Source organism: Pontibacter sp. SGAir0037 (assembly GCF_005491705.1).
GTDB lineage: Bacteria > Bacteroidota > Bacteroidia > Cytophagales > Hymenobacteraceae > Pontibacter.
Window position 1 is genome coordinate 2,790,794 of sequence record NZ_CP028092.1, and the last position, 11,765, is coordinate 2,802,558.

Genomic DNA, 11,765 nt, shown 5'->3' on the forward strand with positions numbered 1-11,765 from the left:
GAGATTTTATTTTCCTATTCAAGCCCATAAGCATCTTTTTCTAAAAAATTTCTAATTGGCTCGATAAGTGTATCGATATCACCGGCCCCAACAGTAGCTAAAACGTCAAACTCTCGGTTTTTGCCCAAATTTCCCAGTAATTCCTCTTTCGACAACAGGGTTTTGACAGGGCTTGTAACCTTGTTTAAAATGATTTCTGATGTTACACCAGTAATTGGCTTTTCCCGTGCTGGGTATATGTCCAGCAGCACCAGTTCATCGGCTTTACTCAGGCTCTCCGCAAACTCATCTGCAAAGTCGCGGGTGCGTGTATAAAGGTGTGGCTGGAAGATTACTTTCAGCTTTTTATCCGGGTACAATGCCCTTAAAGATGACATGAAAGCATCAATCTCTTTGGGGTGGTGCGCATAGTCGTCGACATATACTTTGCCGTTGCCTTCAAACACAAAATCAAACCTGCGCCTTACTCCTTTAAAGGTTACCACTCCTTCCTGAATGGCAGTTGCCGGAACTCTCATGGCCTGCGCCACCATAACAGCAGCCAAAGTATTCTCAACATTATGAAAACCAGGCAGTCCCAGCTTCAGCGAAGCTATGTTACCGAAAGGCGTCTGAACATCGAAATTAAACCAACGCCCCTCAATATGAAGCCCTTGCACTACGCCATCGCCAGCTTCTAAGCTATACCGGATTACCTGTACCCCCTCCTGAATTTGATCCGTTAACCTGGAATCAGTATTTTCATTCAGTATGAGGCAGCCACCTGGCTTAATCTGGCTTATGAACTTTTGAAAAGTTCTGATTAACTCTTCTTTATCGCCATAGATATCCAGGTGATCCGGATCAGCTGAGGTAACAATGGCAATATCAGGGTGTAGTGTCAGAAATGAACGGTCATATTCATCTGCCTCTACCACAATAGTCTCTCTTTCGCCGGCTGCAGTGCCGATCAGGAGGTTAGAGTTCAGGTTAACACTGATGCCTCCTAAAAAGGCAGAGCAACTTATACCGGCCTGGTGCAACAGGTGCGCGACAATAGAAGAAGTAGTGGTTTTACCATGCGTGCCGGCCACTGCCACCGTAAAAGCAGATGCTGTGATAATTCCTAAAACTTCAGATCTTTTCCTGATGGTATACCCGTTCTCTTTCAGGTATGCCCACTCCTGGTGCTCAGCCGGAATGGCAGGCGTTAGCACAACAAGTGTTTCTTGTTTGTTCTCAAGTACCTCTGCCGGCAAATGCACCAGATTATCCTCGTAGTGCACCACAATTCCCTCTTGCTCCAGGGCTTTTGTGAGTGGGGTACTCGTTTTATCGTAGCCCCAAACTGGAAAGCCTTTGGCATGGAACCAGCGTGCAATCGCACTCATGCCGATACCGCCTATGCCTAAAAAGTAGATATACTTATAATCTTCCAGTCTCACTTTATCAGTTTTATTAATTCGTTTACAATATCTGCAGCAGCGTTTGGCCTGCCCAGTTTAAGAATCTCCTTTTTTAATCGCTTTTGCTCCTGCTCGTTTCCGGCAAGTTGTAAAGCGGTTAGCACCAGCCTGTCCTGTGCTTCTTGGTCTCTCACTAGCACGGCAGCCTGTTGCTCTACCAGCGCCATGGCATTTTTTGTCTGATGATCTTCGGCCACATTAGGTGAAGGCACCAGTATAGCGGGTTTTCCGGCCAGGCATAATTCTGAGATCGATAGCGCTCCTGCTCTTGAAATCACGATATCCGCAGCCGCATAAGCTAAATCCATGCGCTTGATAAAATCAAACACCTTTACTCCCTCGCCCACAAAATCCTTTTCCAGTGCCTGCGCCTCCGGGTAAAACAACTTTCCCGTTTGCCAGATAAGCTGGTAACCAGCCTGCACTATTTGCCCCAGTCCGGCTGCCAGGCTTCTGTTTATTGTTCTGGCTCCCAGACTTCCTCCGATTACCAGAATTGTTTTTTTTGCTGAGGCTAATCCAAAATGAAGTAAGGCTTCGTTTTTCTTCTCCTCTACTTCTATGATATCCTGCCTTACCGGATTGCCGGTTACCACCAGCTTCTCGGCCGGAAAGAACTGGCTCATGTTCTCATAAGCCACACACACCTTATTAACCCTTTTTGCTAAAAGTTTATTGGTTATGCCGGCATAAGAATTTTGCTCCTGTATAAGGGCCGGAATTTTACGGGCAGTAGCGGCATATAACAGTGGTCCGCTGGCGTAGCCTCCTACCCCTATAACAGCATCCGGCCTAAATTCTTTAATAATTTTGTGCGACGCACGTATGCTCGAAATCACCTTTAAAGGAAAAGACAAGTTATCGAGCGTTAATCGACGCTGTAAACCACTTATCCATAAACCAATGATTTTATATCCTGCTTCCGGCACGCGCGTCATTTCCATGCGCCCTTTGGCCCCCACAAAAAGCACCTCAGCCTTCGGGTTAACCAGCTTCAACTGGTTCGCAATGGCCACAGCCGGGTAAATATGCCCGCCTGTGCCTCCGCCACTGATGATTACACGATATGGTTTCCGGGTCTCAGGCATTCACTGTTCTGTTTAAAGGTTCACCTGCCGGACGCACACCAACAGCAGCCAGTTCCTGATCGCGGTCGCTTCGGCTAACGCTTAGAATAATACCCAGCGAAATACCTGTAAAAATCAGGGAAGTTCCGCCCATACTGAGCAGCGGCAGTGGTAAACCTGTAATCGGTCCCAATCCTACGGCTACTCCCATATTGATCATCGATTGAATAACAAGGCTAAAACTCAGCCCCGCCGATAACAAACCTCCGAAGGCTCCCTTACTGTTCATTACCGTTACCATGCCCCGGTAGAGCAGCGCCAGGTACAGGAACACCACAAACAGGCCCCCTCCCAAACCATATTCTTCCAGGATGATTGCAAAGATAAAATCAGAGTATGGGTGCGGCAGAATATCGCGCTGGTCGCTGTTGCCCGGTCCTTTGCCCACTACGCCGCCTGTAGCAATAGCTATATAAGATTGCTCTAGCTGGAAGGCCGTCTCATTCGGATCCATAAAGTCTTCGAAGCGACTGATGGCCGTCTGCATACGCTGCCCCACTGCCAGAAAGACTGTTCCGAAAGCAAGTCCGGCTACGACTACAATTGCCAGGTATTTAATGCGGATTCTTCCGATAAACATCAGCAGCATGCAGGTCAGGAACAGCAGAGCAGCTGTAGAAGTATTGGTCATGGCAATAAGCCCACAGATGGCTATGGTCCAGATAAAGATCGGAACGAGCGTTCTTCTTACATCATCCAGTATTTCCTGCCGCTTGGAGAGCATACTCGCCAGGTAAGAGATCAGTGCCAGCTTAGCTAAGTCGGATGGCTGAAAGGTCTGATTTATAACAGGAATGGTGATCCAGCGGGAAGCTTCGTTAATGTTAGATCCGTAGAAATACGTTACAATCAGCAGGGGTGCCGAAATAATGAGCGCCACCAAAGAAAGCCTGGAGTAATAGCGATAGTCAATTTTGTGGGCCATCCACATAAAAGCTAAACCTACCAGGATAAGAGAAGAATGCTTAATCAGAAAGTACTCTGTATTGCCCTCCATTTTTTTGTAAGCGAGGGTACCTGTTGCCGAATAAACTACAGCAACACTAATTAATGAAAAAGCCATCACGATGCCCCATAATACGGCATCCCCCTTCAGGTTCTTCTGCAACCATTCCTTAATCATAAACTTTGGCTAAAAGTTTAAAAGTTATTTTTTCAAAACTATTTTCTCTACAGCTTCTTTAAAACGCTGTCCCCGGTGTTCGTAATTGTTAAATAAATCAAAGCTGGCACATGCAGGAGACAATAGCACAACATCTCCCTCTTCTGCCAGCGAGCGGCTCAGGCGCACGGCATAATCAATTGAAGTAGTTTCGGCCACAATCGGCACCACACGCTTAAAAGCCTCCTGCAGTTTGGCATTGTCTGTACCTAAACAAATCAATACTTTCACCTTTTCACGTGCAAGCTCCTCCAGCACACTATAATCATTTCCTTTATCTACACCACCGGCAATCCATATAATTGGCTGCTTTATGCCATCCAGTGCATACCACACAGCCTCTACATTGGTCGCTTTTGAATCATTGATATAGGTAACTCCTTTTGCCTCGCCTACGTGTTGCAGCCGGTGGTCTGCATTCCGGAATGTTTCCAGCGCACCGGCAATCGCCTCGTCAGAAACGTCCAGCAGTTTAGCCACAGTTATAGCAGCCATGGTATTATACTGGTTGTGTTTCCCAATTAAAGGAGACTTAGCAGTATCAACTGTTCCTTCGAAGAACTGCACATTTACTTTCACCTGATCTCCTTCGTAAACCACCTTTGCTTTTTCTGCTCCTTCCAGCGAAAATGGCACGGCAGTACCTCCAAAAGCCTCATGATTAAAAGCGCTGGCAATATGCTGATCGTCGGCATTATAAATGAAAAAGTCAGAGCCACTCATGTTCTGGGCAATGCGCAGTTTGGAGGCAGCATACTTTTCCATACTATAACCATACCTGTCCAGGTGATCGGGCGTTATGTTTAAAAGCACCCCGACATGCGCCTTAAACTGGTACATGTTGTCTAACTGAAAGCTGCTCAGTTCCACCACGTAGTAGTCGTGCTTATTTTCAATTACCTTTTCCGCCAGGCTCTCTCCTATATTTCCTGCCAAGCCCACATTTAAGCCGGCACACTGTAACAGGTGGTAAGTAAGCAAGGTGGTGGTGGTCTTGCCATTCGTGCCTGTTATGCATATAAACCTGGCATCGGTATACCTGCCTGCAAATTCTATTTCTGAAATAATAGCAATTCCTTTTTCGATGGCTTCCTGTACAATAGTTGCCTTTTCAGGAATTCCAGGACTCTTGATAATTTGATCGGCAGCAAGTATCCTGTCCTTTGAATGGGTACCTTCTTCGAAAGGGATACCGGCATTCTGAAGCTTAATTTTATATGGCTCCTTTATCTGCCCCATATCGGATACAAAGACTTCGAGCCCCTTTGCTTTTGCTAACAAAGCAGCTCCCACTCCACTCTCTCCTGCACCTAGTATGGCTATCTTCATTTTTGTTTCGTTTTACCTATCGCAGCTTCAGAGTTACCAGTGATAATACCGCCAGCATGATTCCAACTGTCCAGAACCTGGAAACAATTTTGGATTCATGGTAACCTTGCTTCTGATAGTGATGGTGCAAAGGAGACATTTTAAAGATCCTGCGTCCTTCACCGTATTTCTTTTTCGTATACTTAAAATAACTTACCTGCAGCATCACCGATAGGCTTTCCACCAAAAAGATGCCGCACAGGATAGGTATTAAAAGCTCTTTTCTGATAATCAGGGCCAGCACTGCTATGATACCACCGATGGCCAGACTGCCTGTATCTCCCATAAACACCTGTGCCGGATACGAATTATACCACAGAAACCCTACACAGGCTCCCACAAAGGCCAGACAGAAAATAGCCAACTCACCGGAATTCGGTATGAACATAATGTTCAGGTAGTCGGCAAAAAAAGTATTACCCGATACCCAGGCAAAAATGGCCAGTGTTGTACCGATAATAGCAGAAGTTCCTGCCGCCAGTCCATCAATACCATCTGTCAGGTTTGCCCCGTTCGAAACAGCTGTGATTACCAGTATCACAAACGGAATATACAGGTAACAGGACCAGTCCTGGAAAGCGGCTCCGGCAAATGAGAACAGATTGCAGTAATCTAACTCATTGTTTTTCCGAAACGGAATGGTTGTAATCATCGACTTTACATCCACGAATTTGCTCGAAGCGTTTACAGCTGAAGTCGTGCCGTCCGAAAAAATGTATTGCCTTACTGTTACATCATCGCTGAAGTATAAGGTAAAGCCAACGATCAGCCCCAGGCCTATCTGCCCCAGAATTTTGAAGCGTCCTGCTAACCCTTCTTTGTTTTTCTTGAAAACTTTGATGTAGTCATCCAGAAAACCGATTAAGCCTAACCATACGGTAGATACCAGCATCAGTTGGATATAAATGTTATCTAAGCGTGCAAATAACAGCGTAGGAACCAGAATAGCCATTAAAATAATGAGCCCTCCCATGGTAGGAGTACCTTTTTTTGCCATCTGCCCATCCAGCCCAAGATCACGAATGGATTCTCCTACCTGCTTGCGCTGTAAGATTTTTATAAGTTTACCGCCAAAAAGCATTGCTATAAGCAATGAAACAAGCACCGCCATACTTGCTCTGAAAGAGATGTAGCGAAATACACCAGCTCCAAAGAAATCGAACTCCCGATCCAGGTATGTAAAAAGGTGGTAGAGCATTTATTCTTTTATTAATCTTTTTTAAGTTGTTATCTATTTCCCCAGCTGCTGAAACGTTTCAAAGAGCACCTGCTTGTCATCAAAAGGATATTTCACACCTTTGATTTCCTGGTATGTTTCATGCCCTTTGCCGGCAACCAAGATAATATCATTAGGCTCAGCCAGCATACAAGCTGTTTTTATGGCCTCCTTTCTGTCTAGTACAGCCAGCGTTTTTTTATAGTCCAGCGGCTTTACCCCTTTCTGCATCTCTTCCAGTATTGCCTGTGGCTCTTCAAACCTGGGGTTATCAGAAGTCAGGATTACCTTATCACTTAAGCGGCAAGCTAAATCGGCCATGACAGGCCTTTTGGCTGCATCGCGGTTACCACCACAGCCAACCAGCGTGATAACCTTCTGAAGCGGTGTTCGGATCTGCTGGATCGTATTCAGCACGTTCTCCAGTGCATCCGGTGTATGGGCGTAATCTACTATTCCTGTGATTTTAGAAGCGGAAACCAGGTAATCGAAGCGCCCGGCTGCCGTATTCAGGCTCGATAACACTGTAAGCGTTTCCACCGGATCTTCGCCCAGCAAAACTCCCGCAGCGTAAACGCCCAGCAGATTATAAGCATTAAAGGTACCTATCAGCTTACACCATATTTCCTGCCCGTCCACCTCCAGGTGCAGTCCCTCAATGGTATTATCCAGGATGCGAGCTTTGAACTCTGTTGCCTTTCGGAGCGAGAACTCATGTATGGCGGCTCGGGTGTTCTGCACCATAACCGCACCCCGCTTGTCATCTGCGTTTACCAGTGCAAAGGCACCTTTAGGCAGGCCATCGAAGAACAGCTTCTTTGCTCTGATGTATTCGTCGAACGTCTTATGATAATCAAGGTGATCGTGGGTAATGTTGGTGAATATGCCGCCAGCAAACTGCAGCCCTGCCACACGTTTCTGCACCATAGCATGCGAACTTACCTCCATAAAGCAATAGGCACAGCCTGCCTTCACCATACTATCCAGCAAGGCATTTAAAGCAACTGCATCGGGTGTGGTATGGGTGGCAGGAATTACGTCTTCATCTATCTGGTTCTGGACGGTTGACAACAGCCCTACATGATACCCCAATTCCCTGAATAGCTTATGCAGCAGTGTTACAGAAGTAGTTTTACCATTCGTACCTGTTACACCTACCAGTTTCAGCTTACGCGAAGGGTGCCCGTAAAAAGCAGAAGCCATAAGTCCCAAAGCCTCCGCCGAGTCTTTCACCACCACATAGGTTACAGACGGGCTCCGTTCTTCCGGAAGCGCTTCGCATACGATAACCGCTGCCTTGGCCTCCACAGCCTGCTGTATAAAAGCATGGCCGTCGGCCTGCACACCACGCACTGCCACAAACGCCACCCGCTCTCTTACCTGCCTTGAATCGAAGGTAAGCGCCTCCAGCGCTACTTCAAGCGAACCATGGTGCTCCAGCACCTTTACTTCTTTTAATATGTTTTGCAGAACCTGCATTAACTCACTACTAGTGTTATTTTTCCGTTTTTATCAATGGGCGTACCAGGCACAAGCGATTGCTTGACCACACGCTTGCCCATTCCTTCTACCTTTACCTGCAGATGCTGATTGCCAAGTATGTATAAAGCGTCTCTTAGGGTCAGCCCGGTTACATCAGGCACCTGCTCTTTAAGTACCGGGTTGGCCTCAAACTTAAAAGAGCGCATCTGGGGCTCCACTTTCACCCAATCCTCATCATTATTGTTCGGATGGTTGCTGATCCCGATCTTATTGCAGATAATACTTAAATCGTCGAAACTACCGGCTTTCACACCTGGCAAACTGTCTTTGTTTGGCACAACACGCGCCAGCATCGGCTTATGCATAGCCAAATCACGGGCATAGATTTTATCGGCCAGTTCTTTAAAAACAGGAGCCGCCACATCGCCACCGTATACATTCACACCTTTCGGACTATCGATGATCACAATGCAGCTGTATTTTGGGTTATCTGCGGGAAAATAACCGGCAAAGGAAGTAGAATATGTTTTCACGTACCTGCCGTCTTTTACTTTCCGTGCTGTACCGGTTTTACCTGCCACTTTATAATCCGGGTTTTTAATGTTTTTGGCGGTACCATACTCTACTACTCCTTCCAGCATCTCGCGCAATTTTTCCAGGGTAGCGTCAGAGCATATTTTTTCATTCAGCACACGTGTCTGGAAAGTCTGGATAACATTATCTGCTTTTCGAATTTCTTTTACAATAATAGGCTGTATTTTAACCCCGTTATTAGCCACTGCATTATAAAAAGCCAGCGTCTGCAAAGGCGACAGCTTCATTTCGTAGCCGATAGACATAGAAGATAAGGTGGTGCCATACCAACCTTTATCTGTTGTATTCTTGATATAAGGCCGTGCCTCGCCATCCATCTGAAAGCCAAGCGTACTTGCCAGTCCGAATTTGTTCAGGTAATCTACAAATACCTGTGGCCTGCTGCTAAAATGCTCCTCCATCAGCTTTGCTACGCCAATGTTAGAAGACTTTTCGAATACCTGCTGTACTGTAATTTTGCCGTAGCCCCCAATCTTTGAATCCGTCATGGTTCTGCCCTTGTTCCGCCAGGCGCCGTTGCCGGTATCAATCGTATCCGTCAGCTGCACATTGGTGGTCTCGAACAGGGCCATCATAGAAGCCAGTTTAAAAGTGGAGCCAGGTTCTGTACGTCCCTGGTTACCAACAGCATAGTTATAGTCTTCTATATAACCGCCTTTGGTTTTACCCAGGTTAGCCATTGCCTTGATTTCCCCTGTCTTCACTTCCATCATGATCACAGTTCCGTATTCAGCATCTGTATTTACAAGCGCTTTATACAGCGCATTTTCTGCTACGTCCTGCAGGTTTATGTCCAGGGTAGTAACGATATCATAGCCATGCTGCGGCTGCACTTCGGTTCCATCATAAATCGGCTTATTACCGCCCGGAATTCTTTCGAACAGCGCTTCTCCGTCAGTACCTGCCAGGTCGCCGTTAAAGCTGAATTCAAGCCCGGCACCGTTCTTATCTTCATTCACGAAGCCAATAGTACGCTCAGCCAGTAATCCGAAAGGTTTAAAGCGCTTCTCCACCTTCTCAAAAATTACCCCGCCTTTGTTCTTACCATTCCTGAAAATAGGCCACTTAGCCATCATCTTCTTGTCCTGGTAATTAATCTGCCGGCTGTTCAAACGGATGTAGCGCCTTCCGGCATGGCGCGCATTCTTGATCTTCTGACGGTAATAACTTTCCGGCTTATCACCGTAAAAGCGCGACAGCAGCAAAGCCAGCGAATCAATTCCGCTGTTAAACGTGGTTGTTTCAGCAATGGAAGGATCGAAAGCAACTCTGTAAAACGGCAAAGAAGTAGCCAGAATACTACCGTTATCAGAAAAAATATTACCACGTGTGGCATGCACCGGCTGATACCGGATGCGACGCTCCTGCGAAATAGCCTTCCATTTAGCACCATCTACAAACTGAATGTGCACAATCTTATACACGATTGCGCAGGCAAACAGGCAGATAGCTAAAAAAGCTATTCTTACACGTATGATAATGGATTTCTTAATATTCATCTGCAGGGACTTCTACTTGATAAGGTGGAGATGAACTTTCTACAAGACCAAGAGGCACTACATTTCTGGCTACCTCAGATTGCTTGCTGGCTTCCATATATTCAGAGGCCAGCGTGGTATAGTCGGCACGAAGGTCTTCTGTCTCTACTTTGATCTTATCTATCCTGCGGATGGTTTTTTCGGCATAATGTGTATTGCCAATATAGAAAAGCGTAATAAATGTAAGAAAAAGGATGTAAGGCAGGTACTTTAACGGCACTCCTTCTTCAAAGAGAGAATCCACGTTTGTAAACTTATTTACGTAATGAAATAAGCCTGCTCCTTTTTTTACTCTGATTTTAGGCTTAGGGGCTTGCTCCTTTTGCTTCACACGCGCCGCGTTTGCTTTGGGTGCGTCTGCAGATTTTGTCATAAGGTTAGAAGCCATAATCTCTAAAGTTAATTTTATTCCCAGTACTATTTCTTGCCTACACCATGCACTATCTCTTCTCAGCCACCCGAAGTTTAGCACTCCTGGAACGACTGTTTTCCAGCAACTCCTGATCAGTTGGTGTAATCGGTTTTCGGTTTACAGCATCAAGCGGCCTTTTTTCGTTTCCAAACAAGTCTTTTTCTACCTCTCCGAAAAATTTGCCCTTCGCTATAAAATTCTTCACCAGTCTATCCTCCAGAGAATGATAGGATATCACCACCAATCTGCCCCCTGGTTTTAGCACTTCTGCCGCCTGCTCCAGCATTTCCTCCAGTGCCTTCAGCTCGTCGTTTACTTCGATGCGCAAAGCCTGGAAAACCTGTGCCAGGTATTTGTTTTCTTTTCCTTTTGGAGTACAGGCACTTATTGCCTGCTTAAATTCTCCGATTGTCTCTATTGCTTTTCTCGCCCGCTTCTCAACCAGCAGCCGGGCAAGCGTTCTGGCGTTTTTAACTTCGCCATATATACCGAAAATGCGGTGCAACTGCTCTTCGGTATAAGTCTCCACCACCTCTTTGGCCGTTATACCGGCTTCCGGGTTCATGCGCATATCCAACGGACCGTCGAAACGAGTAGAAAACCCGCGTCCAGCCACATTAAACTGATGCGACGAAACACCCAGGTCAGCCAGAATAGCATCCACTTCTTTTACCCGGTACAGGCGCAGGTACTTTTTCAGGTCCCTGAAGTTTGCCCGCACAAAAGTGAAAGCCGGGTTTGTTATCCTTTTCGACTGCTCTTCGGCATCTCTATCCTGGTCGAAAGAATAAAGCTTACCGGTTGTAAGCCTGCTGGCTATGAGAGACGAATGGCCTCCACCACCAAAAGTTACATCTACATAGATACCTTCTGGTTTAATCTCCATGGCATCCACCGATTCTTCTAACAAGACTGGGCGATGATATTCCATTAAATCAAAGGGCCCTCCGTTGGTTTATCTCCCAGAAACTTCTGGGCAAGCTGTGAGAAATTCTGCTGGTCTTTGATCAGGAACTCCTCGTATTTGTCCGGGTTCCAGATCTCTACCCTGTTTCCTAAACCAACCACAATTGCCTCCTTCTCCAGTTCAGCAAAACGGGCCATGGTTTTCGGCACAATAAATCGCCCTGTTCCATCCAATTCAATCTCGGTGTTACCCCGAAAGAAGTTACGCTGAAAGTGACGATACTCTTCATTAAACTCATTCAAACCCGCTACTTTATCATAAATCACCTTCCACTCTGCCTTCGGATAAAGCACCAGGCAAGGCTCAAACCCTCTCATCAGCACCACATGATTGCCAGAAGCCTCCGGCAGGTTGGCTTTTATCTTTGCAGGTAAAACCAACCTTCCCTTCGGATCGATCTTGCATTCAAATTCGCCAGACAGGAAGTTCATGTATATAGCAGTTTTGTCCGAGT

10 protein-coding genes are annotated in these 11,765 nt (G+C 46.3%); all 10 read right to left on the bottom strand.

Annotated elements, in window-relative coordinates:
- Nucleotides 1-14: 14 nt before the first annotated feature.
- The 10 genes from murC to mraZ are packed head-to-tail and all read right to left on the bottom strand — an operon-like array spanning nt 15 to nt 11,742.
- The gene (gene murC / locus C1N53_RS11310; protein WP_137759412.1) at nt 15-1,424 is read right to left on the bottom strand and encodes a UDP-N-acetylmuramate--L-alanine ligase; all 1,410 of its coding nucleotides are present in this window, start codon (nt 1,422-1,424) and stop codon (nt 15-17) included.
- The gene (murG, locus tag C1N53_RS11315) at nt 1,421-2,533 is read right to left on the bottom strand and encodes an undecaprenyldiphospho-muramoylpentapeptide beta-N-acetylglucosaminyltransferase (RefSeq protein ID WP_137759413.1); all 1,113 of its coding nucleotides are present in this window, start codon (nt 2,531-2,533) and stop codon (nt 1,421-1,423) included. The genes murC and murG overlap by 4 nt, the downstream gene beginning before the upstream one ends.
- Nucleotides 2,526-3,695, bottom strand: coding sequence for an FtsW/RodA/SpoVE family cell cycle protein (locus C1N53_RS11320; protein ID WP_137759414.1), 1,170 nt, complete (start codon nt 3,693-3,695; stop codon nt 2,526-2,528). Before C1N53_RS11320 ends, murG begins: the two co-directional genes overlap by 8 nt.
- 24 nt (nt 3,696-3,719) lie before the next feature.
- Complete coding sequence (murD, locus tag C1N53_RS11325) at nt 3,720-5,063, bottom strand: UDP-N-acetylmuramoyl-L-alanine--D-glutamate ligase (RefSeq protein WP_137759415.1); 1,344 nt, start codon at nt 5,061-5,063, stop codon at nt 3,720-3,722.
- A gap of 16 nt (nt 5,064-5,079) precedes the next feature.
- The gene (gene mraY, locus C1N53_RS11330) at nt 5,080-6,300 is read right to left on the bottom strand and encodes a phospho-N-acetylmuramoyl-pentapeptide-transferase (RefSeq protein WP_137759416.1); all 1,221 of its coding nucleotides are present in this window, start codon (nt 6,298-6,300) and stop codon (nt 5,080-5,082) included.
- A gap of 33 nt (nt 6,301-6,333) precedes the next feature.
- The gene (locus C1N53_RS11335; RefSeq protein ID WP_137759417.1) at nt 6,334-7,797 is read right to left on the bottom strand and encodes a UDP-N-acetylmuramoyl-L-alanyl-D-glutamate--2,6-diaminopimelate ligase; all 1,464 of its coding nucleotides are present in this window, start codon (nt 7,795-7,797) and stop codon (nt 6,334-6,336) included.
- Nucleotides 7,797-9,893 carry a penicillin-binding protein gene (locus C1N53_RS11340; RefSeq protein WP_168194015.1) on the bottom strand — a complete coding sequence of 699 codons (2,097 nt, stop codon included), beginning with the start codon at nt 9,891-9,893 and terminating at the stop codon, nt 7,797-7,799. Before C1N53_RS11340 ends, C1N53_RS11335 begins: the two co-directional genes overlap by 1 nt.
- Nucleotides 9,883-10,320, bottom strand: a complete 438-nt coding sequence (locus tag C1N53_RS11345; RefSeq protein WP_137759418.1) for an FtsL-like putative cell division protein — start codon at nt 10,318-10,320, stop codon at nt 9,883-9,885. Before C1N53_RS11345 ends, C1N53_RS11340 begins: the two co-directional genes overlap by 11 nt.
- Nucleotides 10,321-10,372: 52 nt before the next feature.
- The gene (gene rsmH / locus C1N53_RS11350) at nt 10,373-11,275 is read right to left on the bottom strand and encodes a 16S rRNA (cytosine(1402)-N(4))-methyltransferase RsmH (RefSeq protein WP_137759419.1); all 903 of its coding nucleotides are present in this window, start codon (nt 11,273-11,275) and stop codon (nt 10,373-10,375) included.
- A complete protein-coding gene (gene mraZ / locus C1N53_RS11355) occupies nt 11,275-11,742 on the bottom strand; it encodes a division/cell wall cluster transcriptional repressor MraZ (protein ID WP_137759420.1) in 468 nt (155 codons plus the stop codon). Before mraZ ends, rsmH begins: the two co-directional genes overlap by 1 nt.
- Nucleotides 11,743-11,765 lie beyond the last annotated feature (23 nt).